This is a genomic window from Streptomyces sp. NPDC059850 (assembly GCF_042731515.1).
GTDB lineage: Bacteria > Actinomycetota > Actinomycetes > Streptomycetales > Streptomycetaceae > Streptomyces.
Map to the genome: position 1 here is coordinate 66,510 of NZ_JBHWJI010000015.1, position 24,722 is coordinate 91,231.

Annotated in this window: 22 protein-coding genes; 10 read left to right on the forward strand and 12 right to left on the reverse strand. The window is 69.1% G+C overall.

What is annotated here, in order from left to right:
- Positions 1–873: 873 nt before the first annotated feature.
- Together ACFV9T_RS14785 and ACFV9T_RS14790 are read right to left on the reverse strand one after the other, a co-directional pair.
- Positions 874–1,608, reverse strand: coding sequence for a hypothetical protein (locus ACFV9T_RS14785; protein WP_385440026.1), 735 nt, complete (start codon positions 1,606–1,608; stop codon positions 874–876).
- A 455-nt stretch (positions 1,609–2,063) separates the two neighbouring features.
- On the reverse strand, positions 2,064–2,708 hold the full coding sequence (locus ACFV9T_RS14790) for a hypothetical protein (protein ID WP_385440028.1): 645 nt from the start codon (positions 2,706–2,708) through the stop codon (positions 2,064–2,066).
- Positions 2,709–3,156: 448 nt separating this feature from the next.
- On the opposite strand from ACFV9T_RS14790, the gene ACFV9T_RS14795 reads away from it, so the two are divergent.
- Positions 3,157–3,654, forward strand: coding sequence for a DUF4913 domain-containing protein (locus ACFV9T_RS14795; protein WP_385440030.1), 498 nt, complete (start codon positions 3,157–3,159; stop codon positions 3,652–3,654).
- 146 nt (positions 3,655–3,800) lie between these two features.
- Positions 3,801–6,719, forward strand: coding sequence for a BTAD domain-containing putative transcriptional regulator (locus ACFV9T_RS14800; protein WP_385440032.1), 2,919 nt, complete (start codon positions 3,801–3,803; stop codon positions 6,717–6,719).
- A gap of 1,900 nt (positions 6,720–8,619) precedes the next feature.
- Here the strand turns inward: ACFV9T_RS14800 and ACFV9T_RS14805 are convergent.
- The 7 genes from ACFV9T_RS14805 to ACFV9T_RS14835 form a co-directional block, all read right to left on the reverse strand.
- On the reverse strand, positions 8,620–9,021 hold the full coding sequence (locus ACFV9T_RS14805; protein WP_385440034.1) for a 6-pyruvoyl tetrahydropterin synthase family protein: 402 nt from the start codon (positions 9,019–9,021) through the stop codon (positions 8,620–8,622).
- An 893-nt stretch (positions 9,022–9,914) separates the two neighbouring features.
- The gene (locus ACFV9T_RS14810) at positions 9,915–11,426 is read right to left on the reverse strand and encodes an ATP/GTP-binding protein (RefSeq protein WP_385440035.1); all 1,512 of its coding nucleotides are present in this window, start codon (positions 11,424–11,426) and stop codon (positions 9,915–9,917) included.
- Between the two features lie 38 nt (positions 11,427–11,464).
- The gene (locus ACFV9T_RS14815) at positions 11,465–12,964 is read right to left on the reverse strand and encodes an SCO6880 family protein (protein ID WP_385440037.1); all 1,500 of its coding nucleotides are present in this window, start codon (positions 12,962–12,964) and stop codon (positions 11,465–11,467) included.
- Positions 12,951–14,288, reverse strand: a complete 1,338-nt coding sequence (locus tag ACFV9T_RS14820; RefSeq protein ID WP_385440039.1) for a hypothetical protein — start codon at positions 14,286–14,288, stop codon at positions 12,951–12,953. The genes ACFV9T_RS14815 and ACFV9T_RS14820 overlap by 14 nt, the downstream gene beginning before the upstream one ends.
- Positions 14,288–15,043, reverse strand: a complete 756-nt coding sequence (locus tag ACFV9T_RS14825; protein WP_385440041.1) for a hypothetical protein — start codon at positions 15,041–15,043, stop codon at positions 14,288–14,290. The genes ACFV9T_RS14820 and ACFV9T_RS14825 overlap by 1 nt, the downstream gene beginning before the upstream one ends.
- A 39-nt stretch (positions 15,044–15,082) precedes the next feature.
- Positions 15,083–15,403: a hypothetical protein gene (locus ACFV9T_RS14830; protein WP_385440042.1), complete on the reverse strand. Its 321-nt coding sequence runs from the start codon at positions 15,401–15,403 to the stop codon at positions 15,083–15,085.
- An 11-nt stretch (positions 15,404–15,414) separates the two neighbouring features.
- On the reverse strand, positions 15,415–15,846 hold the full coding sequence (locus tag ACFV9T_RS14835; protein WP_385440044.1) for a DUF6668 family protein: 432 nt from the start codon (positions 15,844–15,846) through the stop codon (positions 15,415–15,417).
- A gap of 283 nt (positions 15,847–16,129) precedes the next feature.
- On the opposite strand from ACFV9T_RS14835, the gene ACFV9T_RS14840 reads away from it, so the two are divergent.
- The 3 genes from ACFV9T_RS14840 to ACFV9T_RS14850 are packed head-to-tail and all read left to right on the forward strand — an operon-like array spanning position 16,130 to position 18,780.
- Positions 16,130–17,209, forward strand: a complete 1,080-nt coding sequence (locus ACFV9T_RS14840; RefSeq protein WP_385440045.1) for an NlpC/P60 family protein — start codon at positions 16,130–16,132, stop codon at positions 17,207–17,209.
- Positions 17,210–17,238: 29 nt separating this feature from the next.
- The gene (locus tag ACFV9T_RS14845; protein WP_385440047.1) at positions 17,239–17,826 is read left to right on the forward strand and encodes a hypothetical protein; all 588 of its coding nucleotides are present in this window, start codon (positions 17,239–17,241) and stop codon (positions 17,824–17,826) included.
- Between the two features lie 36 nt (positions 17,827–17,862).
- On the forward strand, positions 17,863–18,780 hold the full coding sequence (locus ACFV9T_RS14850) for a hypothetical protein (protein ID WP_385440048.1): 918 nt from the start codon (positions 17,863–17,865) through the stop codon (positions 18,778–18,780).
- A 56-nt stretch (positions 18,781–18,836) separates the two neighbouring features.
- Here the strand turns inward: ACFV9T_RS14850 and ACFV9T_RS14855 are convergent, their stop codons facing one another.
- The 3 genes from ACFV9T_RS14855 to ACFV9T_RS14865 form a co-directional block, all read right to left on the reverse strand.
- A complete protein-coding gene (locus ACFV9T_RS14855; RefSeq protein WP_385440050.1) occupies positions 18,837–19,418 on the reverse strand; it encodes a sigma-70 family RNA polymerase sigma factor in 582 nt (193 codons plus the stop codon).
- A 185-nt stretch (positions 19,419–19,603) separates the two neighbouring features.
- Positions 19,604–20,539, reverse strand: coding sequence for a hypothetical protein (locus ACFV9T_RS14860; protein WP_385440052.1), 936 nt, complete (start codon positions 20,537–20,539; stop codon positions 19,604–19,606).
- 59 nt (positions 20,540–20,598) lie between these two features.
- The gene (locus ACFV9T_RS14865; RefSeq protein WP_385440054.1) at positions 20,599–21,378 is read right to left on the reverse strand and encodes a transglycosylase SLT domain-containing protein; all 780 of its coding nucleotides are present in this window, start codon (positions 21,376–21,378) and stop codon (positions 20,599–20,601) included.
- A gap of 302 nt (positions 21,379–21,680) precedes the next feature.
- Between ACFV9T_RS14865 and ACFV9T_RS14870 the strand changes: the two genes are divergently transcribed.
- The 5 genes from ACFV9T_RS14870 to ACFV9T_RS14890 are packed head-to-tail and all read left to right on the forward strand — an operon-like array spanning position 21,681 to position 24,711.
- A complete protein-coding gene (locus ACFV9T_RS14870; protein WP_385440055.1) occupies positions 21,681–22,163 on the forward strand; it encodes a DUF6668 family protein in 483 nt (160 codons plus the stop codon).
- 38 nt (positions 22,164–22,201) lie between these two features.
- Positions 22,202–22,444, forward strand: a complete 243-nt coding sequence (locus ACFV9T_RS14875) for a hypothetical protein (protein WP_385440056.1) — start codon at positions 22,202–22,204, stop codon at positions 22,442–22,444.
- Between the two features lie 46 nt (positions 22,445–22,490).
- Complete coding sequence (locus ACFV9T_RS14880; protein WP_385440058.1) at positions 22,491–22,838, forward strand: hypothetical protein; 348 nt, start codon at positions 22,491–22,493, stop codon at positions 22,836–22,838.
- 21 nt (positions 22,839–22,859) lie between these two features.
- Entirely contained in the window at positions 22,860–23,636 is a 777-nt protein-coding gene (locus tag ACFV9T_RS14885; RefSeq protein WP_385440060.1) for a hypothetical protein, read from the forward strand.
- Between the two features lies 1 nt (position 23,637).
- Positions 23,638–24,711 (forward strand): hypothetical protein, encoded by a 1,074-nt coding sequence (locus ACFV9T_RS14890; protein WP_385440061.1) that lies wholly within the window; start codon positions 23,638–23,640, stop codon positions 24,709–24,711.
- The last annotated feature ends 11 nt before the right edge of the window (positions 24,712–24,722 follow it).

Below are 24,722 nucleotides of genomic sequence, written 5' to 3' on the forward strand. Positions count from 1 at the left end.
ATGCCTCGGTCAATATTGGGTTTCCTCCCTCCGGTCCCGGCATGGGTGAGCGGCGGGGCGGTTCAGGGGCCATCCTCGGGTTCTCGAATGGCGGGTTTTCGGTAGGGGGCGTCGGTACAGGAATGGGTGCGCTGATCAATTTTGGGTTGCTCGGAAGGGGCGAGCGGCTGGGCGGTGATCCTTGCTGCGGCTGCGGCTGCGGCTGCGGCTGCGGCTGCGGCTGTGGCTGCGAGCGGAGCCTCTCCGAGGGGAGCATGTACTCCGGCCACCTCTGCATGAATGCATACGGGTCGCTTACATTTGGCTGCCACGTAGTTCTACGTATGGGTGGACGCTGACTTTCTCCTTGCTCAGGTGTTGACTTTCCGCTTGTCAAGCCTGGGCTCTCTTCCTCCCTTTCCGAAACGGGCGAGAGGTCGGCGCGAGCGCCGCGGTGGTAGCGGTACGCCTCTAGTATGTCGTTCAGTGTGTGATCGTATGACGTATCCGATGAACCCGAGCCACGCAGCTCGCTCTCTGGGGAATCTCCTGGGGGAGAATCCTGGCCTGGCATACAGCTACGCCCCTATCTTCCGGTCGTGGGGCAGGAGAGATGCGCTAGACGCTCTTTAGCCTGCACCCTGTTGGCGGTGTGCTTCAGGGGTAGACAACGGAATCGTGCTCGGTGCGGTTCAATGAGGCCCTCGGGGGCTGGAAACGAGGCGTCAGCCTCCGTTCCAGTCCCCGAGGGCCTCAGATCTGCCGTGCCCGGGGCCAGGCTTCACGGTGCGAGGGATCCCGCCAGAGTCCCAGTGCGGCTGCCACACGCCGACCGTCCCGCCTCCGCGTGTGCGGGTGGTGTGGTCGACGTGGTGGTCATCACGGCGGCGGGCATCATCTACGTCGGCTGGGTGAAGCCGGCCGACTTTGATCGCTCATTCCGCTCATTTGAGTTGTGCGACGGGTGATCTGGCCCGGCTCCGGCACGGCGGTGGATCTACCTGTGGGCTGGAGGTCGCGCACATTGGATGCTTGGACAGGGGAGGTCGCGCGCCCGGCTGCGGTCTGCGCGATCTGGTCGGTTACCTGGCTCGCCCAGTTCTCTCCCACCACTTGAACTACCTGGCCAGTAGCTTGCAGGACGAGCCCCGTAAGTTGCCCGTTTTCATTGGAAGTGAAGGCGCCCACTGCGGCACCAACAACCTGAGCTGCGCCCGCAGTGACGTTTGCGGCGCTCCACGGCTCTCCCCGGTATACTTTCTTTCCTTCTATCCACAGGAGGCCGAGGCCATTCAGGCCGCTTATGAACGTACCCCAACGCTCCACAGATTCGTCTATCTTCCCCCCCGCCTGCAAACCCAGCCCAATCGCTGGTAATGACTTGAAGGCGGTATCCCTGATTTTTGTCTCATTTGCAACCGCCCATCCAAACCCGTCTACAGCCTTGCGGCTGAATAGCTGGGTACCCTTAAGCATGAATTCGTAAGTCTCCTCGAGTGCCGTTGTTCCGAACCACGGCTCGCTCTGGAAACCTTCAAGAGGGGCAGCCCTGCTGAGCGGCCGCGCCGGATCCTCGTCGCGCCGCTCCTCGGTGATAGGCAGAATCGACTGTGCGTTGTTTCGGGGCATGGCGAGGATCTACTCCTTCTTATCGGACCTTCGCCTCGTAGCAACGGCCCAGGAGGGCGATCGGTTCAGCAAGCCGCACACTTCCTGCGTCACACGGGTGGTCAGCGGGGGTGGTGAGGCGACAGAACCCCTCGTCGCCGGGGTGGCGATCTCACTCATCCCACCGGCGACCGAGGGGCTCTGTGGGTTCCGTGCGACGGGGCGTCGAAGCCCTGGCCGCGTTCGTGGGTGTGCTTGCGAGCAAGACTCCGCGTTATGAACCACTCGCCTCCCGTACACCTAGTGGCGGTGGATCCGTAACGCGTACTGCAGAGACCGTCTTTCTGCCGACGGCGGCCTTCGCGCCGGACAGCTCTCGTGCTCCGCGGTCACTTGCGGTTGCCCGGTGACTGGCCGACCGACCGCGACGACGGGCTGGGTGGGCGCCCGAGGCGGCGGGGCCGTCGCTCCCCGGATCAGCGGCGCTGCCGTTGCCCCGTCGGCGCCTTCCCGTTCCCCCCGTAGCTTCCGCCGGCGGGTGGCTGCGCACTGCTGATGCCGTGGCTGGAGGTGATGTCCGCGCTTGGCCGCATCACTCGGGTGCCCAGCGCTTGGCCGCCCAGCGCTGGGGCGGAATGCGGAACTGCCGGGGTGGTGTCCTGGGATGAGTGGACAGTCGTCGGCGCGGCTCCCGGCTGGAACTGGCCCGCCCGGTACCCGAGCGGCGGGTTTCTGTGCAGCCCGGGATACATCTCCCTCGGGGCCGCCTTCTCGCGGCTCTGATGGAACCTGTTCGTGATATCCGCGGTCGTCGCGGCCGTGGCAGCCGCGGTTCCCAGCGCGTTGAACGTGTTTGCCGCTGCGCCTCCCTTTGGCAGGGCGACGCCGAGAGCGTTGGTCACCGCGGACGTAATCCGCCCCAGGCTCGCGAGTAACGCCTCTTTGTTGATGACGCCACCCGCGCGGTTCTCCAGGTATTGGTTGGACAGCTCATACAGGCCCTTGCCGGTCTGCAATACGATTCCTGCTGCGCTCACATATATACCGGCCCTGCCCGGAATGTATTTCGCTATCCCCTGTACGAGAGTGGGAGTGAGGTCGAGCACGGCCTCCAGAATCACCCTGCGATGTTCCGTGGACCACGTCTTCGTCGTCGTGGGCCAGGAGACGAAGTCGTCGCCGTCGTGGCTGAAGAACTGAGCGCGCTCCGAGTCGTACAGGCCGATCGCGGCTCCTTGGGGGAGGTCTGGCGCCTCCGCGGGGATTGGTCCCGGCGAGCGCTCCAGCTGCCCCCATCCTTCGGGAGTCGGACTCATCCGGCAGGACACGTAACGGCCGGCGCTGGAGCCCGAAGGGTCTGGCCCTGGCATGTCTCTTCCTTCCCGGAGTGCTCCGTTCGACTCCTGTTCGACGGAAACGTTCTCCGGTCGGGATTCACCACGGCTCCGCCAGGTGTTTGGTTCAAGCTCACTTGCCACCGATGGAAGGTGAACCGCATCCGGGGTCCGTACGTGATGCTCGTGCACCACCCACCACGTCGAAGCACGCCACAGGGAAGGCAGGACGGCCATGTCCACGGCAACCACCGAAGTCGCTGAGAGCGATCGGGACGCTGCTCCCACCCAAACCGCTCCCGCCGAAGGGGGTGACGCAGCGAAGGAGGAGACCCCGAGTCCGCCCAACTTCATCCTCTACAAGGAGGGTCCTGAATACGTACAGGAGCTGCGCCAGCTGACCTTGTGGGCCCACCATGTGCTGCTGCCCGTCTACGGCAGGGAGGTCACCTCGTCGTATCCCTGGTGCTCCAGCTGGTGGGAACACCCTGAAGCGGTTGCCCAACTCCATGGCCTGTGGCTGGCCTGGGCCGAGTTGACCGGTCCCGGCTCGGGGAGGTGTGGGCCCGCCAACTGGCACCGTGACTACCTGCAGCAGGTGATGACCAGTCTGCGGGATCCGTCGGGTCCCTTCGCGGGCTGCAAGGCGGGCTCCCACCGGCCGAAGGAGACCCCACGCATCGAGAGGGCCGACCCGTTCGCGCCCCCTCCCCCTCCGCCCGCCCAGGCCTGACGGAGACGAGAGCGGACAGGGAAGCGGAAGGTGAAGGGTGGTGTGCTCGGCCAGTAGGTGAGTGAGCTTCGGTGAGGGGCGGCCCTGTTCTGTTCTGTAGCAAGAACAGGGTACTTCCGCAATTTTCCTTCACTAGAGTTGTACATGTGAACACGAGCCAGAGGCCCTCCATACGCTACGCCGTACTGGGGCCGATCCGTGCATGGCAAGGGGAAGCGGAGTTGGACCTCGGGTCACCGCAGCAGAGATCAGTGCTGGCGGTACTGTTGTTACGCCATGGGCACCCTGTAACAGCCGGCGAGTTGATCGACGCCGTCTGGGGGGAGAGCCCACCGTCGGCGGCGCTGTCCGTCCTGCGTACGTACGTGTCACGGCTGCGCAAGGTGTTGGACGCGGACCGGGGCGCGGATGGGGCGCCGCAGGTGATCGTATCTGTGACAGACGGCTACGTGGCCCACGTCCCGGAAGGCGCCCTGGACTTGGCCGCGTTCGAGCAGCGGGTCGCCGAAGCGGGCAAGCGACAGGCCGCCGGCGAACTGTCCGCCGCCACGGACTTGCTGCGCGACGCGCTCGACAGCTGGGAGGGCGTACCGCTGGCGGGGCTGCCCGGCCCGCTGGCCGAGACCGAACGCTCGCGGCTCATCGAGAAGCGGCTGAGCACGCTGGAAGCCCTGGTCGATATCGACGTTCAACTCGGGCGGCACCGGGAAGCGATCGCCCAGTTGACCGCGCTGTCCGCCGAGCACCCGCTGCGGGAGCGGCTGTGCCAGCTACTCATGCTGGCGCTGTACCGGTCCGGGCGACAGGCCGAGGCGCTGGCGGCCTACCGCAGGACCCGCAGCATCCTCGTGGAGGAGCTGGGTATCGAACCCAGTGCGCCCTTGCGGACGTTGCACGACCGTATCCTGGCGGCCGACGAGTCCCTGGACCCCGCTTCGCTCTCCCTCCCGGCGGACTTTCCGGCGGATGCCGCTCCGCAGCCGGCCACGCAGGAGTTCCGCCCCGCACAACTGCCCGCCGACCTGCCCACGTTCACCGGTCGGGCCGTCGAACTCGACCACGTGCGCGCCCTGTTGCGGGAAGCCGAGGGACATCCGCCCGCCGTGGTGATCTCCACGATCGGCGGCATGGCCGGGATCGGCAAGACCGCGCTGGCGGTGCACTGGGCCCACTCCGTGGCCGACCGTTTCCCCGACGGACAGTTCTTCATCAACCTGCGCGGCTTCGATCCCACCGGCTCCAGTGTGACGCCGCAGGAAGTGGTCCGTATTTTCCTCGACGCGCTGGGCGTCCCCGCACAGCGGATCCCCGCCGGGTTCGACGCCCAAGTGGGTCTGTACCGAAGCCTGCTCGCCCACCGACGGGTGCTGATCCTTCTCGACAACGCCCGCGACACCGAACAGGTCCGCCCCCTGCTGCCCGGATCTCCCGGCTGTCTGGTCATCGTCACGAGCCGCAACCGGCTCACCGGCCTCATCGCCAAGGACGGGGCGCGTCCGCTGACGCTGCACCAGCTGACGCGCGAAGAAGCACACGAGTTCCTGGCACGACGACTCGGCGCCGGTCGCCTGGCGGCGGAACCTCAGGCGGCCGCCGAGATCCTCACCTGCTGCGCCCGGCTACCGCTGGCTCTCGCCATGGTCGCCGCCCGAGCCGCCGAGACCGGGTTCGCACTGGGGTCCATCGCGGACGAACTGCGCGAGAGCCACGGCAGTCTCGACGCCTTCGCGAGTGACGACAGCGACCTCGACGTACGGGCGGTGTTCTCCTGGTCGTACGAGGCGGTGTCCGCGGCGGCCGCGCGACTATTCTGCCTGCTGGGCCTGCACTCCGGCCCCGACATCTCCGCACACGCCGCGGCAGCCCTGGGCGGGCTGCCGCTCCGGGAGGCCCGCTGCCTGCTGACCGAACTCACCCGTGCCCACCTGCTGACCGAACACTTTCCGGGTCGCTACGCCCTACATGACCTGCTGCGCGCCTACGCCACCGAACGCCTCCTCGCCGAGCGGCAGACGAAGGAACGGGACCAGGCCGTGGAGCGGCTGCTGTCCTGGTACCTGCACACCGCGGAGGCCGCCTACCAGGTCATCACACCGCATCGTCAGCCGGTCCCCCTGGAGCCGCTTCCCCCCGACTGCCAGCCCCTGGCGTTCACGTCGTACGACCAGGCCCTGGACTGGTGCGAAACCGAACGGCCCGGCCTCGTCGCCGCGGTCCATCAAGCCGCCGCGGCCGGTCTGCCGGGTATCGCGTGGCGACTGCCCGCCGCCCTGTGGGGGTTCTTCTACCTCCGTAGCCATGTGCATGACTGGCTTGACACCACCGGAACGGCAGTCACGGCCGCCCGCAGGGCCCGCGATCTGCTGGGCGAGGTCCGGATGCTCGCGGAGAGAGCCAATGCCCTGCGGGTGGCGGAACGTTACGACGAGTGTGTCAACGATCTCTTTCAGGTGCTGGCGTGGTACCGAAAGCTCGGGGACAGCGAAGCGATGTCTACGGCGCTGGGCAATTTGGGCGACGCCTACCTGCACTTGGGCCGACTCGACAAGGCCGTCGAGTACACCCGACGGGCACTGGCCAGGGACCGGCTCCGTGGTGACGCCTGGGGAGAGGGAATCCTTCTGGCCAATCTGGGGGACGCGTACCAGCGACTCGGCCGGTTCGACGAGGCCATCGGCAGCCTGGAGGAGGCGCTGACCGTCCTGCGCGGTATCGGCGATCGCTGGGTCGAAGGCGTCGCCCTCGACATCCTCGGCACGGTCCACCATCGGCTTGACCGCCACGATGAAGCGGCCGCGTACTGCGACCAGGCGCTTGAGGCGCACCGTGAATCCGGCAACCGAGAGGCGGAGGGGCGCGCCCTGACCCGCCGCGGCGACGTGCACCTGGCGGCCGGTGAGCCGAAGGCGGCCCGGGCGAGCTGGGAGCAGGCACTGGTGATCTTCGAAAAGTTCGATCACCGGGAGACACAGGAGGTCAGGGACAGGCTGCGACGCCTGGACGGACTTCCCCCCGGCGCCCCGCCGGATTCCGCCTCCGGCGGGACGGCGACTGCTCGCGCCTGACCGTGCGGCGCCGCTCCGCGGGATGCCGTTGAACCGGTTGGCGCGCCTGACCGTTGTTGCTCGTACGCCTCCCCGTTCGTACCCATGGACACGGTAGGCGGGCTGTAGGCGTCAGCCCGCACGGCCTGGAAGGTCGCGGCATGGCCAACGAGAACGTCAGCACGAGCAGCGAGGCAGGGCGGAACGGTCGAAGTGGATGGCGTGATCGGCTAGCCGCGGGATGGCGGCTGCTGAAAGCTGCGGCAAAGTCGCCAACGTCCTACGAGGCCATGGGAATCGGCCTGCTGGTGGGCGGAGTCATAGCCACGGCTACCGGGGCCGGTGCCGCGGTCGGAGTACCCATGATGGCTGCTGGAGCGGCAGCCCTCTACGGGGGTTACAAGTATCGCAAGTATCGCGAGACGCAAGATGCGGCCAGGCAGGCACAGGGCCAGCAAGCGGGCCTGGGTGGGCAAGGGGCACACCAGAGTGCCTCCATGAGGTCGCAATTGGGCGATGATCCGCAGATTGTGCGGGTCGACGGCAAGGCTTTGCAGGCTCTCCTCGCGGAGGTGCGCAAGCGTCGTCAATCTGACGCGAGGAATACCCAGGAGGGAGCGCACGAGCCCCCGCGGGCGCAGCAGCACGCGGCTCCGTCTCCGCAGCAGCAGGTGAATTCTCAGGAGTGGGCGTTCCAGGGCCCGGCGCCGCAGGAGCGCCCGGGGCCGCAGCAGCGCGCAACCTTGGTAACGCCAACCTCAACCCCCCGTGGCCTTAGCGCCAGGTTAGAGCGCAGCGCCGCGTCGCCGACGCCCAGCGCGTCGTCCGGTACGCCGGAGAATCGACCAGTCTCACGTACCGCCAGCATTGGAAGCCGTGCCGATTCTCCGACGCCCAGCGCGTCGTCCGATGCGCAGGAGAGCGTGGCGGCGTTCGCCCGTTCTGCTGTGCCGAACTTCTCCCGGCCGTTGAGACACCAGGCCTCGACACCCCAGGCCTCGGCGTCGTCACCGCCACCGGCAGTTGCGCAACAGCGGCCTGCCTCACGGCAGGCGCGGGGGAAGTGATGGAGGAAGACCGTCTGCCGCGATCAAGAAAGGCTTGAGCATGGGCACGCCGCCCCAGCCCCCGGGCGCGGGTAATGAAGCGATAACGAACGCGTTGGCCGCTGCTGGAGAGGCAGCGAGGACGAGGAGAAGTTCTGCGCAACAGGACAGGGCGAACGAGCAGGAGTTGAGACAGCTCGTTTACAACGCGCGAGAGTGGATATTCGGTCCGGACAGGCCAGTGCCTGGACGAGAGCGGCCGGGTAGCGAAACCCCGATGCCCCAGGGGGTGAGGGAGGCTGCCAGGGTGGTCGCTCCCCAAATCAAGGACAATCCGCGCCAGGGGTACAAAGACGATTTTGAGCAACCCGCTCATCATCACGCTCGGGGAGAGCCCACTGCCGACAGGCCGAAAGCGGAGACGACAGCCGAGGCGTGGGCTGATCGTCCCAGCCTCCTTACCCGAGTCGGGAAGAGGATCAGAGCCGCGTTTGGCGGGAGCGACTCGCGCAGTGCTCACCAAGGCAAGATCCACGTCACCACCGAGGTCTCTGTGAGCTACAGCCAAGAGCGGCCTACGACACCGGTGTACGGGAACAGGCCCGAGACCAGATCATCGTCACCGGGAACCCCCAGCCCGCGGCTCGTCAACCCCCTCGCCAACTTCCTTCGGGAGCACACACCTCCCGGCCGACCGGGGAGCGGGAACGGTCCCACCGCCGGAAGCTCCCCGAGTGCGGTGCCTCCGGTAAAGAAAGAGAACGTGTCGGCGAGAGGACGAAGGTGACCCCGCGCGCCGGGTGGCGAGGGGTCTGCCGACGAGCTGGCTGCCGTCCTGATCGACCGCGGTCAGCTCGTCGGCCCGACGCTCGAGCTCATCGCAGATCGCGCTCGTAACTCGCCCAAGCGACGTGAGACTCGTGAAGTGTGACCGAGATGCCCGTCAGATCCCTCGCCCCCTCGCCCAGCGCGCCGTCGCAAGCCCGCTCGGTGAGACGGTCCGCGATGACTTTGGCCAGGTATTCGGCTGAGGTATTGATGCAGGTGAACTCGGGTACGTCGTCAAGGTTGCGATAGTTCAGCGGACCGATCGTCTCGCCGAGTTCCTGCGTAGCCAGACCGGTGTCGACGACGATGCCGTCATCGTCAAGCTGCTCGCGCCGGAACGTGGCGTCCACCACGAACGTCACGCCGTGCAGGCTCTGCGCGGGTCCGAAGGCGTCCCCTTGGAAGCTGTGGGCGATCATGATGTGATCGCGGACGGTGACACTGAACAACTGACGACCCTCCAGGTGCTGCGTTGGCGCTCAGCCGGTTCTTGAACGAGAGATTCCGATCGCCACAACGTCCCGCCGGTTCTGCTGGTTCACCCGCATCCCACTTGTCTGGCAACGGTGCAACCGGTGAACCGTGGTGGCGTGGCGTGCGTGGTCCCTTTTGAGCCAGGGAAAGGGGAATCCATGACTGAGTCCGAGCTGCCGCAGTCTGCTGTGCCAGATGAACGTGAACTGACCATGGCTTTGCAGGAAGGGCAGGTGATCTACAAGGGTGAATCACCGCGCAGCATGAGAGGGGAAGATCAGTCGCTGCACGATCTGTGGGATGCACGGCAGAAGCACGGTGCCCAAACTGTAGGCGATGGATATACGCACCATGAACCGCCTAACGTCCACGGTTTGGCGCGATGGCGAGTCCTGAACGGTGAGGCGCGATATCCTGGAGATGGTCAAGAAGAGGTTGTTTTCCTTGATAGATTGAGGGTGCAGGCACAGCTTTTCGGTAAGCAGGTTCGCAAGGCTGGCTCGGAAGAAAAGGTCCTTAAGGCGCGACGTGAAACCAATCTTCGGAGTGAAACTCGGGCGGAAGCGGAGGCAAGGGCGCGGCCGAACGAGGAGGTTGAATCCTTCCGCTCGCTCCTTAAGACACTTCAGAACCCAACCCTCGTCCCGCCGCGAGTCTCACCGCACCCCTCGCCCCCGGCTACTCCCGCGCCAGCCACCAACCGCACCCCCGCAGCGGGTTACCTTCCCAGCGGGGGCCCGCCTCTGAGTCCTCAGAAGGACAGCGCTGCACGGCCCGCTGGCCCGGCGGACACAGACAAAGGCCCACAGCCGAAAAAACGGCGGTAACGCCGATAGCGGCTGCGGGCCCGATCGTATTGCGGTGTGGGTCAGGCGGTCTGGCCACCGGCGTGCCTGGCCCGGCTCTTCGTCTCCTTGTTCCACCTCTTGTTGGTGTTGTTGACCTCCAGCTCCGCCGCCGTCAGCTCCACATGCAGGGGAATCCCAGGACGGTTTCCCACCTTGATGAGGAAGTTGCCGAGGCCGGGCGGGTCGGCTCTGCGGCCGTTCGCGCTGTCCCAGGCGGGCGGCGTAGACCAGTCCGTCAGCAGGCGCTTCTCCGCCTCCGTCAGCTGCACGATCTGGGCCAGCTGTGGCATTTCCGCTGGCGGCAGGCCCGCGCTGATGACCATGCCCGCGCGCTCCACGAAGCCCTTGGCCTTCGTGCGGTCCTCCTCCGTCGGCAGGGCGAGGAGGTCGTCGAGGCTGTGGGTGATCATGGCCAGTCCCACGCCGCGCTGCCGGTCCAGCCGGGTGAGGGCGTTGACCCGGTCGACCAGCCCGCGGCCCGCCTGGAGGACGCGCCACAGCTCGTCCATGACGAGGAAGTAGTTGCGCTGCGGCTCCAGACCGGCGTCCGCGAGCGCGTGGGCGGCGGAAACCGCGCCGAACCCGTACGACCAGCACGACAGCAGCGCCGCGGCCTGGAGCAGGAGTTCGCTGTCGTCGATGCCGCTGATGTCGAAGCAGACGGGGCGGTCCAGCTTCATCGCCTCGGTCGTCTGGTTGGCGAATGTACCCCCCAGGCGGCCGTCGCCGAGCAGGGCCGTGAGCGACGCTTCGAGGTCTTCCGTGATGTCCCGGTAGCGCGTGATGTCACCGCGGTCCAAGGCGACCGAGCGCAGGGCCTCCGGAGCTTCCCTGATGACCCGTACCAAGTCCCCCAGCACCGGTACGCCCCGGCCCGAGCCCGCTCCGTGACGGTCGTCCAGGACGTTCAGCGCCGCCGAGAGGATCGTCTCCTCGCGGTCCGTCGGGGGCGCGGAGCGCAGGATGGTCACCAGGGCGGAGACCATGTGGAGACGGCGGCCGTGGATGTCCGCGAGGAGCCGGTGGCGGGCGCCGCCGGTGAGCCGGGCGGCGGCCTCGAGGGACGCGCCGGGGTCCAGCACGTTGAGGTTGCCGCGGCCCCGCCCCAGGCTGATGACTTGGCCGCCGATGGCCCGGATCAGGTCCACGTAGTCGGGCTTGAGGTCACCGAAGATCATCGGGTGGACGCCGTACCCGGACAGGCCGAGCGCCATCCGCCGTACGACCGTCGACTTGCCGAGCCCGGGGCGGCCCAGGACGAACATCGACGGGTTCGCCAGCAGGCTGGTCCGCGTGAACCACGACACCGGGTCGCAGCACACGGTCGCCCCGGAGCCGAGGTCGCGGCCGAGCGGCACCCCGACCATGGGGGTGCCGGATCCGGCGCCGAACGGCCACAGGCCGCAGACCTGTACGGACGTGCCGCGCCACTCGGGGGCCGGGTCGATGTAGCCGACCATGCCACCGCCGGGCCCGGGCCAGCCCCGTGAGGTCGGGCGCGGTTCGCGTGATTTCTTCGTCGTGCGTGCCATCGAGTCAGTTCTCCGTATCCCGTTGCGTCCGTATCCCGTTACATCGCGTCCCGGACGGTTTGCGGCACGGCCGTGTGCAGCGGCAGCACCAGTCCCAGCGGAAGCGCCGCCGCGAACGCGGCCGCCTGGGAGCCGTGGACCCGGCGTACGGCGATGCGCGCGGCGGGAGCCAGGTTGTCCACGGCCGAGGCCGCCGCCGGCAGTTCGTCTGCGGAACCCACCGTGGCGGTGACCAGCAGACCGAAGCGGATCACTCCATGCCCCTGGGCCTGTTCCTCGGTGGTCCGCCGCGCCGCGGTGACCTCCACGTCGTCGCGAGCCTGGCCGATCTGCGACTGCTGGGCGTTGAACAGGGCGTTCTTGTAGTCCTGCTGGACGACGCGGGCACCCTCTGCGCGGGAATGCGGGCGGTACAACAGGGTGACGCGCTTGCGGGCGATGTCACGGTTCGGCTGGACCAGCGCCGTCAGGACGTTGGAGAACACTTCACCCTGCGGGGCCTCGGTCATGGCCCAGGTCACGCTGAACGCCCCGTCGTGCCGGTAGTGGTCCCAGGCTTCCTGCGTCGCCGTGGGCCCGGCCTCGTCCCAGGTCAGTCCGGTGCCGCCGGTGGCTCGCGCCTCATCCACGAGGGCCGCCACGGACGGGTCGTAGGCGACTCGCACCGCCTCGGCGAGCTCGGTCGCGGTCATCGGTACGGCCGCGCCGGCGCCGGTCATGGACAGACCGGCGGTCAGGCCCGGCAGCCGGGTGCCGATGTGCAGGGCCATGTCCTCGACACTGCGCCGGGGTGAGCCCGGGCGGGCCGTGCCGGAGAAGGTCAGCGCGACCCGGGTGGCGATCTGCGCCGAACCGGCGGGATAGGCGGCCAGCACCTCTCCGAGCATCGACGTGGCCAGATCCGGGGCCTCGGCATGGGTGTTGGCCGCCATCTCCTGCTGGAGCCGCACTCCGGAGTCGGGGGAGGTCTCCACGGTCACGCTCGCGGCGACGAGGCCGGGCTCCGAGCCCAGGGCGGACAGCCACTGGCCCCAGTGGGCCACCCAGGTGTCGACTTGCCGCTCGTCGACGAGGACGGCCCCGTCCGCCTCGCAGGAGAGGACGACGGTGTGGTGCCCGGTCGCCGGGATGGTGATCATGGCGAACGGACGTCCGTAGCCGTCCCGCGCCTCCAGCAGGGCGGACTGGGAGGCCAGACCGGGCAGTTGACAGCTGCCGTAGCCGGCCCGGCCCAGCAGGCCCGAGCGGTACAGATGGCCTCCGGAGGAGGTGGTGCGCCACCAGGCCAGGCGGACCGCGCCACGCTGCATCAGCGTGCGGCCGTGCCGGTCCTTGAGCGCCAGCGGAGCCAGGACCACGGCCAGCGCCACCGCCAGGGCCAACGCGACCCATATGGAGACCAGCATGGCCAGGACCACGGCGATCAGCCCGGCGAACAGCAGCAGGGTCGCGCCCAGGGAGAAGCCGCGCAGACCGAAGGTGCGGGGCTTGCGGAAATTGCCGTACGTGCGGGGGGCGGCGTCTTCAGTGGCTGTCACGGGCGTTCTCCTGCTGGTCATCGGCGTGGTGAGGCGGTCCGGACACGAGGGCCGATGCCGCCTGCCGGTGGTCGGACGGTGTCTCGTCGCTGTCGTTCGGGGCGGTTGCCGGAGCCGCCGGACCGGTGCGGGTCGGTCCGGCGGGGGAGTGCTCGGCGTCCGCGGCGCCGCGTGCCCCGCCGGGGCCCGGCGCGGGCCGCTGCTTGCCCGCTACCGCGCCGCTGGGGGCGGTGCCCGCGGCGGCACCGGCCGCCGGCAGGCCGGTGGGCGACGGGCCGGCGGGCGCGGAGCCCACGGCGGCCCCCGCCACCGATCGGCCGGTGGCCAGGCTGCCCACGTGCGGCACGGGCAGCGCCCCCACCGGCGCGGCGGCCGCGGCACCGGCCCCGGCGGCCCCACGCGCCATGCGGCCCGTACCGGATGCCGCCGCCTGCACGACCGGAGCGGCGAACCGCATCAGGGCGGGGAGGGTGAAGCAGGCCAGGACGATCAGTACCACCCCGGAGACCATGGAGATGACACCGTCGTCCTGGGCCTGTTGTCCGGGCATCGAGAGCGCGGCCGCGTAGACGACGGCCGCGGCCGGTTTGTAGAGCACGAAGGCGAGAAGCCACCCCGCCGACCTGCGGAACCAGATCCGGCCGGTAGGGGTGGAGCTGGCCGCCGCCGCGAGGGGCAGCGTGCCGGTGAGGATCACCAGCATGGCGATGCGCACGATCATCAGGGCGATCTGGGCGATGGCGGCGAGGACCACCAGCACGGCCATGATGAGGACGAGGAACGAGGAGTCCGTCTCGCCCAGTGCCAGCATGGCGGAGATGCGTTTGTCGAACTCGGCCACGCACTGGGCGACCGGTTCGCCACTGGCGCTGATCTGACGGCAGCCGGTGGATCTGTCGATGATCCAGATGCTGAACTTGTCCCCCGCCGAGGTCAGGACAGAGACCGTGGCAACGCCGGCCGACGAGACCAGCACGAGGTTGACCAGCCCGTGGAGGGCCTGCCGCGCGGGTTCGCTGCGGCGTCGCCAGGCGAGGTGCCCGGCGGCGATGAGCAGACACAGCACGGCGATGAACGACGTGAACCACAGCGTGGAGCCGCGCAGGAACGCCACCGGGCCGTCGATGTCGCCCAGGTCGGGGCTGCTCAGGTCCATCCAGGCGCTGCCGAGCGCCTTGACCGTCGTACTCGCCGCCTTCGCGGCGCTCTCCGCGATGTCGTCGAACGCGCTGTCGCCGAGGTCCTTCGGGGCGGTGCCCGATCCGTTCCCCACGCAGTAGCCACCGATCGTGGGGGAGACCCAGCCGAAGTCGCAGCCCGCCATCACACACCTCCCCACTCGACGTATCCGGCCAGGGAACCGACCGGGGTGGGGTCAGGAGGGTCGGCCGGGTACTCCAGCCGCCAGTCCCCGTCCTGCCACAGCACGGTCGTGGTGGCGGCCTGCATCCGGCCGTTCTGGAACCGCCACACGGTCTGGATCACCGCGGTCGTGTCGTTGTACGTGACGAACTTGAACCCGGCGACCTGCCCTTGGGCGCCACCGGGCCCGTCCACGGGTTCGGTCTTCTCCGCCTTGGTCCGAGCGGCGATGTAGGCGTCGCGGCCCGCGCCGACGGTCTGGAACCGCGCCACCTCCAGCCAGTCATCGGCGGCCACGTAGCGCACGCTGATCTGGACGGTGGCCAGCAGGGCGCCGATGGGCGTGCGCGCGTAGCAGCGAGCCACGCCGTCCTTCCCGGCCACGGCAGGGCCCGACTCCTTGGACGAGGGGAGGGCCACGGTTTCGTAGAGGGCCCAGGTCGTGTTCTTGGGAGCGGACGTGGGCACCTTCCGTTGCCGGTCGGGCAGTTCGGGACAGGAGCCCTCGCCGCCGGCGGGTCTCGCGGACGGCAGGGCGAGGCCGGACGGGCGCGCCGTGACGGGCTTGCCGTCCTCGCCGGGCGTTCCCGACGTGGCGATGACCGCCCCGGCGATGACGGCCACGAAGCCGATGAACGTGGCGGCGAGGACGAAGCCGTTGCGCAGCCACGGGCTGGGCGGGCCATCGCCTGGTGTGGACTTGCTGGGCTCTGCCATGTGCCCTCCCCTCATGGGTTGTCGGATGACGGCGGCCGGTCAGACGAGCGCGCCGACGATGCCCGAGGCGGAGCCGACGAGCACACACGCGCCCAGCACGAAGCCGAGCCCCCGGGCGTGTTCGCGGCCGCCGCCACGGGAGTGGTCGATGGCCATCCTGGAGGCGACGCCGAAGATGCCCGCGACGCACAGGGCGGTGACGCTCCAGGCCACCCACCTCAGGACTTGCAGCAGATCATCGGCTCCGGGCGGGGCTTCTCCGCCGCCGACGTCCGGTACGCCCGTGGGCCGGGAAGCGGCGGCGAGTGTGTGAGCCACATGGGGTGAGACGTCCGTAATGGCCGCCAGCAGGCTGGACAAGGTGTTCCCCTCTACGCGGGTCGGGTCAGTCGGGTCAGGTCGTGCGCGAGCGGCGCGCACTCCTTGGGCAGGTGTGCCAGGGGCGGTTCGCCGAGCCTCCAGGGCTCCGACCACGGGATCTCCCACAGGCGAGGCACCGCGCCGGAGACCAGCAGCACCAAGTCCCGCAGGGCCTTGGGGCGTTTGCCGGGAGCATCGGCGACGACGACCAGGCCCAGCAGGTCGACCCCGCTGACCATGCCCGACGCCCACTGCTGCGCGGCGTTCTGCGCGGCCCGGAGACCGTTCGCGCCGGAGCGGGCGACGAGCACGACCGGCTGGGACCCGCCGGCCGCGGGCCAGGCGCGGCCGGCGTCACGGCCACCGGGTACGGCCTGCTCCAGCGTGCTGACACCCGCGCCGCCGTGCACGCCCAGCCACCACCAGGCCTGCCCGTTGTCCAACCGCGGTCGGGCGACGGGCAACGCCCGCTCGGGCGGTGGCACCGCGGCGCCCTGTGGTGCCGTCGGGCCGGTAGGTCCCGTCGGGGTCTGAACCGATCGTCCAGGTTTCCCGTTGGTACCCCGCGGCGGGCGCGATTGCGGCAACCAGGGATTGGCGACCTGCACATCCCCTCCCACGGCATCTCCTTTGGTGAGCGTCACAACGCCCTAAGAATACATATAAGTTGAGAATCTGCCATAGGGTCTATGTTTAAGGCGAAATGTACGATGTTGGGGGTTGCTGATGGACGGCCATACGGCGCAGGCGAGATCGACCCTGCTGGTGACGGGCTGCGCCGTCGTGGGGCTGGTCATGTCTCTCGTCGCGCTGTCGGTGCTCGGAGCCGCGGGTAACGGACAGAGCGATGACGCCGCGCCCACGGGTTTCGTCGGCGGTACCCTCAGCGCCGGACACGTCCCCTCCGAGTACGTGTCATGGATCGAGAAGGCCGCCCGGACCTGCCCGGAGGTCAGCGCTCCGCTGATCGCCGCGCAGATGGAGCAGGAGTCCGGCTGGAAACCCGACGCGGTGAGCCCCGTCGGTGCCCAGGGGCTGAGCCAGTTCATGCCCGGCACCTGGGCGACGTGGGGTGTGGACGCGGCGGGCAAGGACGGCAGCCCTCAACCGGACGGCAAGGCCGACCCGTTCACCCCGGGCGACGCCATCATGACCCAGGCCCGTTACGACTGCTGGCTCGTGGGCAAGGTCGGGAAGACGAAGGCCGGGGACCCTACCCGGCTGATGCTCGCCGCCTATAACGCGGGCCCCGGAGCGGTCGAGCAGTACGGCGGCGTGCCTCCCTATCCGGAGACCCAGACCTATGTCGCCACCATCACCCAGGCGATGGCCAAGTACACCGGCGGCGAACCGGCCGACGAGGGGGAGGGTGCCGGTGGGGGCGGTGGCGGCGGGTTCGGTGAACGGGTGGTGGAGGCCGCCAAGAAGTGGCTCGGCACCCCGTACTCATGGGGCGGTGGCGGACCGGAGGGCCCCGGACGCGGATTCGCGCAGGGCGCGAACACGGTCGGGTTCGACTGCTCCAGCCTTGTGCAGTACGCGGTCTATCACGCCAGCGGCGGCCGCTCGATCCTGCCGCGGGTCAGCCAGCGCCAGGTCACCGTGGGCCGGGGAGTGAGCCGCGACGATCTGCGGACCGGTGACGTCATCGGGTTCAACCTCAACGGCAGTTTCGATCACATCGGCATCTACATCGGCGGTGGGCAGTTCATCCACGCGCCGAAAACCGGCGACGTAGTCAAGATCAGCAACCTCGATGAGCCGTACTACGCGAGCAAGGCACAGAAAATGAGGCGGTTCGGATGACCCCCTTCAGCACACGGAGAACCTTCGCGGTGACGACAGCGCTGACCCTCATGTTCATGGTCGGCGGTTGCGGTCTTGGCGGTGGGGACGACCGGGCCGCCCGTACCGCGCCGTCCGGCCGCCACGAGGCCGCGTCCACGCCGTCCGTGGAGGTTCCCTCTCAAGAGCGTGGCCGGACCGGTGGCGTTGCCCTCGACGATCTCGATCAGAGGGATGCCGACGCGTTCAGCGGGGGCGTCCTCGAAGCGCTGTGGACGTTCGACACCACCGTCGACAGCCGGCCACACGACGCCAGTGTGCGGGTCGCGGACCAGGGCTGGCTGACCAAGGAGTACGCGGCCCGGATACGCGCGGACCGGCCTCAGTCGGTCCCCGGTGCCCAGTGGGAGGAGTGGACCAAGCACCGTGCCCGCACCGTCGTCACGCTGGCGCGGGCGGAGGATGCGGCCAAGCCCGCGGACACCGCCACCGAGGGATGGCGGCAGTGGGAGGTCACCACCAGCCCGCAGGGCCGCGACGGGTGGGCCGGCGAGTCCCGCACCTTCGTGGCCTACGTGCACCTCACCCGCACGGCAGCCAAGGGGGAGTGGCGTGTCGCCAGCATCGCCGTCTCCTAGTACGGACGTCACACCGTCACAGGGTGGAGGTAGCCCATGCACACGACTCACGACCCCACGGATGTTCCCGCCTGGCCGGTCTACGCGCTGACCATGAGCCAGGACGGCCGGGTCGCCGTCTCCGGCCTCTCGGTACCCACCTCGTGGCACCCCACCCGCGCCGCGGCCGTCGGCGAGGTGGCCGGCGCGGCCGCCCGGCTCGGGCGCGCGGTACGGGCCAGGGCCACCGAACAGGACGGCACCGTATGGCACTTGGCCATCTTCCCCGACGGTGAGGTGGGCGAACTACCCGGCCCGGCACCGGGCCCCAAGGCGGGCAAGAAACGCCATGACAAGCGCCCGGCGAACGCGTCCGCCACCACCGATTCGCCCGCCGTGCCCGTCGCGCCCGCTCTGCCGCGTCCCGGACCGCCTCCGGCCGGAGCCGCGGCCCCGGCGCGGCGGCAACCGGAGCCCGAGGCGGGACCTGCCACCTACACCGAGATCCTGGCCTCGGTCCGGGAGCATGTGGAGGCGGGCCGTACGGGCCCGGCCGCCGAGCTAGCCGCACGGCTCGACGAACGGGCCGCGCAGGACTTCGGCGTCTCCCACCCCGACGCCCTGCGTATCCGCGAGGTCCGGGCCCAGTTCACCGCCCTCGCCGGTGACACCGTCGCAGGGGTCGAGCTGTACCGGGACATCGCCGAACGCTGGCACTACCAGAAGGCGGACGAGCAGGCCGAGGAGGCGGCGGTCCGCGCGGAAACGCTGTGGCTGGAGATGACGGACCTGGAGATGGCGCTGGCCACCGGAGGCTCCGTGATCCGCATGCGCAACCAGATTCCGGGCGAGGAGGGCCGTGCGCTCATCGCCGCCCTGGAACGCCTGGCGTGGCTGCGGGAGACGTGTGGCGCACGGCGGGCCCAGGTCGGGTACGTTCCGGCGGTGGATGCCGGTACCCCGATGGCAGGCTGAGCCCGGCTGGCCGAGGGGAGCGGGACCGCGGGTGAGGCGGTCCCGCTGTCGGTGAGTCAGGCCGCGGACATCTGCACGGGCCTCTCGCCGGCCTCCTCGTCAGCGGTCTCGACGACGTTCATAGCCATCCGTAGCGCGCGTACCGCGTGGAACGCGCGCGACTTGACCGTGCCCGGCGGCACGCCGAGCACCAGGGCCGCCTCCCGGACCGACCTGCCGGCGTAGTACGTCTCGTACAGCACTTCCCGGTGCTTCGCCGGCAGTTGCAGGATCGCCTCCTTGAGGATGAGCGAGGAGAGCAACCGCTCGACGTCGTCGGACGCGGGCGTCAGGTCGTCCAGCCAGGAGTTGCCGTTGACCTCCTGGGGGCGGGCCATGCGCGACCGATGCTGGTCGATGACGAGGTTGCGGGCCACCCGGAACAGCCACGGTCGCAGCGGCTGGTCCTCATCCAGTCCCTGAGTGCGCCAGCAGCGCAGCATGGTCTCCTGTACGACATCCTCCGCGCGCTGCCGATCGCCCCCCAGCAGCCGCACCACAAACGCGAACAGATCGTCCACCTGCTCGTCGTAGAGCGTGCGTAGTACGCGCTCCCGCGCAACGACCGATCCAGTGGATCCCATCACGGTCCAGCTCACTTCCGTACTCCCTCGTGTGCAACCCCAGTGGGGCGAGGCAGGCCGCCGGGCGGACCCAGCGGCTGCGAATACGCGAGGAGTTTGGCGAGCGTCAGTCCACGTCGCGTCTACGTTCGATTGATGTCGTGCTTGACGGCGCGTTTGACAGCGTGATGAGTGGGGTAACTCCCCCGCCCGGTCGGCTGTTATCCGCTTGTCGCGAGGGTTCCCGCGGAAACCGGTCCGGGCTCGCTCGCGGCCGTCATGACGGCGAGCTTGCGCAGACGGCGATTGACATGGCCTATCAACTCGGCTTCCCGACCGGTCCGGCCGCGCTGTTCCGTGAGTTCGGACCACACAGCGGCAAGTGCCTTGCCGTGGTCGATGGCGGGCAGCGGGTCGTCGATCAGCCACCATGCGGCCGCCGCGCGCGCGAGTTCCTCGGAAGCATGTGGATCGCCCAGCTGATGCCGGATCCGGGCGAGTTCGAGGCACGTGGTCATCGCGGTGCCGTAATCCCCCCTTTGGTGTGCGGTGTACGCCTCCAGGGAACGTGCTTCGAGGGTGTACGGATGGTTGGCGCCGAAGACGCGCATGGTGTGCGCCCGCAGCCGGAAGGAGAGAGCCGCCGCCCGTTCCAGGGAGCCGGACCGCAGCGCCTGGGTGACCGGGCTGACGAGATCGGCGAGCTGGTTCGGTACGGAGAGCGGGGTGTCCACCTCGGCGCGCTGGAGCTCGGCGGCAGAGGGTTCGAGATCCCATGCCGGACCGGCGGCCGGCGGATCGGATGGCGGGGCAGCGGATGGTGGCGGTCCAGAGGCCGGTCCGGGCTCGGACGGGGGCTGCTCCTGGTATTCGGCGTCTCGCAGCATCCGGCTGGAACCATCGGGGGCGACCTCGATGTGGGTGACCGAACCCTCCTGCCGGTCGTCGATCGCCGCCTCGACGGGGGTGCCCCGGGTCAGCGCGTGGTGGTGGAGCGCGTCGAGCACCACGCCGTGGACCGGCTCGCCGCGTGGCACGGCGACGGGCGCTCCGGCGATCATCGCGCTGCCGTCGCGGCGGATCAGTACTTCCAGCACTTCCGTCACCTCCAGCGCCTCGGGCCCGTCCTGGTCCTGGCGCGTCTTCTTCGTGAACATGTGGTGGTCACCTCGCTGTCCTTGCTGTCCTTGCTGTCCTGGTCACGGTTCGGCCCTGGTCACGACGAGGGCGTGGGCCGCGGGCTGAGGGAGGGGGGTGACGTCGCCCCGGGCAGACCCCCGTCCGCGGAGTACATGGCGAACCCCGACCTGACGCCGACGACGTAGCTTCCCGTGCGCGTGTCGCCCTTCGGCACGCCCTTGGCCTGCTTGACCGCGTCCAGGCCCAGTTCGTACGCCGCCAGCGTCATGTTCAGGCGGTCTCCCCGGATCTCGTTGTTGTCGGCGAGGCGGTCGATGTCCTTGGCCAGCGCGCACATATACCTGGCCTGCGCCATGATCGAGTCCTCGGCGTTCAGGGCCGAGGTCTCTCCGCTGTCGTCGTCGTCCTCGCCGAACTCCGTGAACTTGTCCGGCGGCATCTGGGAGATGCCCTTGGCCCCGTCGGGGCCGACCAGGCTCGCGTTGAACCCGGATTCCTGCTGGATCTGCGCGGCGATGACGATCGGGCCGATCTGCGGGCACTGCGCCCCGGCTTCCTTGACGTACGCGAGGTACTCCGAGGGCACGGTGGCTTCATTCAGCGCGCCCCGGCCATCGCTGTTGTACGCCGCCACGACCTTGTCGTTGTCGACGCCTCCGCCGCTGTTCGCGTCGCAGGACAGGAGGCCGATCTTGCAGAGCAGTACGAGGGGCCAGAAGATCCACCCGAGGGCGGCGACGACGAACGTCCCGAAGAGGAGCACCAGGAAGAGCGAGCAGCCCAGGCATCCCAAGGTGCCGCCCGCTGCCCACTTGGTCGGGTCGGTCTGAGTCTCCCCACCGGCTTCCGCGCCCACGTTCCGTCACTCCTCTTGCCTTCACCTGTACGACATGGCTCATCTCCGGATGCCGTGAACCGCGGCACCCGATTTCCCGTAGTGGCTGCCCGACGGACCACTACGGCCTCGCATGCCGCAACGCAGACAGCGGCCCAAGAGTTCAATCCGGATCCGTCGCCTACACGAATCGAGGGAAGGAGGGGGTGTGCATGGGCGTCCCTACGGCGCCATCCGCCGGCTCCCAGATGTGGGTCCGCGGGCCCACCGCGCAGCAGGCCGCGCCGGCGCCGGTCCGGCCATCGGCGGCAGCCGAGGAAACCGTGCTGCTCGAGCAACCCGCGGTGGCGGGCCGAGCGCCGTCACCCCACCAGGGCCAGCAGGTCGCGTGGATCACCACGCACGGCGGCGCCGGGGCGAGCACGCTCGCCCGGATCCTGGGCGGCGCGGACATCGGCAGGCGGTGGCCCGACCCGGCCAGGGGAGAACCCGGTCAGGTGCTGCTGGTGGCACGTACCCATCACGCGGGCATGCGAGCGGTCTCCCACGCGCTGAACGCACTGCGCAAGGGGGAGCACCCCGACGGGGTGCGGTCCCTCGCCGTGGTGCTGGTCGCCGACGCGCCGGGGCGGCTGCCGCGCCCGCTCGGCCGGCAGGTGCGGGTGATGCGTTCGGCGGCCGAGGTCCACCGCATCCCGTGGGTACCGGCCTGGCGCCTCGGTGAAGACCCCGACCGTCTGCCGAGGCAGGTGCGTGTTCTGGCACGGCTCGTCTCGGCCCAGAGCGAATCCGCGGGCGAGTGGTGATGAACCTCAACCTGATCGCCGCGCCGGCGGATAAACCCGTGTTCAATCCGGGGACCGAGGGGGCCGAACTGCTCGGCATCCTCGCCTGGTGCGTGACGGCCGCCGCGGTGGCGGGCCTGATGATCGTGGGCCTCCAGCTGGCCCTCCAGCTGCGCCGGGGCGAGATGGGTGAAGGGGCGACGTACTTCCGAGGCGGAGTCATCGTCATGGCCGCCTGCACCATCGGCGCCACCGCGCGCCCGATCTTCGTCTTCGTGGTGGAGCCTTTCCTCCTCCGCTAGCGGTAACCGTCCCATTCCAATTTATTTTTCAGCAACGGAGAATCTCATGAAGGAAGCCCTCCTTTCCCTCTACACCAAGGGCTTTGTCAACCTGGCCGCCGGCGGCGGCAACAACGGCGACATCCCCGACCCGAAGCGAAACGCTCCGAGTTCGCTCGCCAACGCCGTCGATATCGTCCTGGGGATCCTCGGGTGGGCCGGGACCGCGGCCGGCGTGGCGGGCATCATGATCACCGGGACCATGATGGCCGTGTCCATGAAGCGCGGAGAGGGATCGGAGCACATCAGCCGCCTCGGCATGGTGCTGGGCGGCTGTGTCCTGGTGGCCGTAGCCGGACCGACGGTCGTGTTCTTCTTCGGCAACGTGGGGGGCAAGGGCGGCGGTGGTGAGTAAGCCGGCACAGGGGCGGTCGGAGTGTTCCGCGTATTCGGCCCACGGCGGAAAAAGGCCCCGCCCGTCGGGCCTTTCTACAAGCAGGGCGGCTGGATCAACGCGGCCGCGTTCCTGGGGTGCCTCGTCCTCATGGCGTTGGTGGGCCTCGTGACGGGAACCACGGGCCCCGACACAGCGGCCGACAGCCGCGAGGAGTTGGCCGGTCTCAGCGGCCCGCTGTCACCCGGTGATCCGCAGCGGGTCCGTGGCGGCCCGGGTGGCCGGCCGGGGAACTGCCGTACCGACGACCGGGACACGGCGCGGCCGGTCTCCGCGCCGAAGGAGGTGAAGTGGCGCAAGCTCGTTTCCCTCATGGTGCCCACCTCGCCGGTAGCCGGACCGCTGCACACCAAGGGCGCCATGTGGTGGTGCTTCGCCCACACCCCCACCGGGGCGGTGCTGGCGGCGCACACCATTCCCGTCCAGTTGAGCGGTACCGCCTGGCGTGTCGTCGCGGAGCAGCAGATCGTGCCCGGCGCGTCCCGCGACACGTTCGTCACCAGCAAGGCCGGGGCCGCTACGGAGTCCCCGGGGGAGAACGCGCTCGGACGGTTCGTGGGCTTCTCCCTGGCGTCCTACTCGGGCGGCTCCGCGAAGGTACGGCTGCTCCTGACCAATCCCATGGGCGGCTACCTGTCGACGTCGATATCCGTGCGCTGGCGGGACGGTGACTGGAAGGTGGCCCTCTACGGCGACGGGGCCCTCTATTCATCCGTGAAGCGAGTGGGACCCAACGGGTTCGTCATGTGGGGTGCGTGAGATGGCGAAGTGCGAAGGCGGCGTCGACTTCCTGGGGATGTTCAGCGACCCCGTCGGCGAGATGATCGGCGTGGTGGCCAGGTACCTCATGAACGCCGCCTACGAGGTCATAGGCACCTCGATGGGCACACCGTCCGAGAACCAGGATGTGTCGGCGGACATCACCCGTCAGACACAGTGGATCGTCGTGTATCTCTCCATCGGCTCGATGCTGTTCGCCGCCACCAAGATGGCTTTGGACCGGCGCGGAGAGCCGGGCCAGACGATGGTGAAGGGCATCCTGCGCATCGTCGTGGTCAGCACGTCGGCCAGCGTCGTGGTCAACCTGTTCGTCAGACTCATGAACAACTACTCCGACCATCTGCTCCAGGGCGCCACGGAGGACCTGCGGAAGGGCATGGGGTGCGATGGGCACATCGAGAGCATGCTGCTGCTCGTCATCGCGGGGCTCATGCTCCTCTCGGGTCTCCTCATGGCCGTCCTGATGTGGGTCCGGCTCGGAGTGGAGATCATCCTCATGGGCACGCTCCCCGTCGCCGCCGCCGCCTCGATGACGGACTGGGGCCAGACGTGGTGGCGCAAGCACATCGGCTGGCTGGTCGCCTGGCTGCTGTACAAGCCCACAGTCGCTCTCATCATCTGGTCGGGGACCCTCATGATGACGGGGGCGAAGGACGACCAGGCCAGCACGCAGATCGCGGGCATGGCCGTGCTCCTGCTCACGGCCATCGCGCTGCCGGCCCTGATGCGAGTCGTCGTCCCGGCGACGGGCGCCCTCGGCGGCGACTCCGTCGGGCAGACCACCATGGGCATCGCCTCGGGTGCGCTCCAGAGTGTCAAGTCAGGCGGCGGCTCCTCCGGGCCTCAGGGCCCCTCGGGAGCGAGCGGCGCCAGCCCCTCCGGCGCGGGAAGCCGTGGCGGCGGTGCGGCCGCGGGCGGTGGCAGGGCGGCCGCGGCGGCGGGAGGTCCGGCCGCCGTGGCGATCGTGGCCGCGCAAAAGGCGGGGGCGGCTGCCAAGACCGTCGCGGATGTCGCCAGGAGCGGGGTCGATACCCCCGACCGGGAGCAGTACTGAGGAACCAACAG

Bases quoted from the DNA above. Each gene is read 5' to 3' on its own strand.
- ACFV9T_RS14860 (WP_385440052.1), bottom strand. From the start codon at position 20,539: ATGTTCACGAAGAAGACGCGCCAGGACCAGGACGGGCCCGAGGCGCTG.
- ACFV9T_RS14850 (WP_385440048.1), top strand. From the start codon at position 17,863: ATGCACACGACTCACGACCCCACGGATGTTCCCGCCTGGCCGGTCTAC.
- ACFV9T_RS14810 (WP_385440035.1), bottom strand. From the start codon at position 11,426: ATGGCACGCACGACGAAGAAATCACGCGAACCGCGCCCGACCTCACGG.
- ACFV9T_RS14820 (WP_385440039.1), bottom strand. From the start codon at position 14,288: ATGGCGGGCTGCGACTTCGGCTGGGTCTCCCCCACGATCGGTGGCTAC.
- ACFV9T_RS14890 (WP_385440061.1), top strand. From the start codon at position 23,638: ATGGCGAAGTGCGAAGGCGGCGTCGACTTCCTGGGGATGTTCAGCGAC.
- ACFV9T_RS14825 (WP_385440041.1), bottom strand. From the start codon at position 15,043: ATGGCAGAGCCCAGCAAGTCCACACCAGGCGATGGCCCGCCCAGCCCG.
- ACFV9T_RS14840 (WP_385440045.1), top strand. From the start codon at position 16,130: ATGGACGGCCATACGGCGCAGGCGAGATCGACCCTGCTGGTGACGGGC.
- ACFV9T_RS14880 (WP_385440058.1), top strand. From the start codon at position 22,491: ATGAAGGAAGCCCTCCTTTCCCTCTACACCAAGGGCTTTGTCAACCTG.
- ACFV9T_RS14785 (WP_385440026.1), bottom strand. From the start codon at position 1,608: ATGCCCCGAAACAACGCACAGTCGATTCTGCCTATCACCGAGGAGCGG.
- ACFV9T_RS14795 (WP_385440030.1), top strand. From the start codon at position 3,157: ATGTCCACGGCAACCACCGAAGTCGCTGAGAGCGATCGGGACGCTGCT.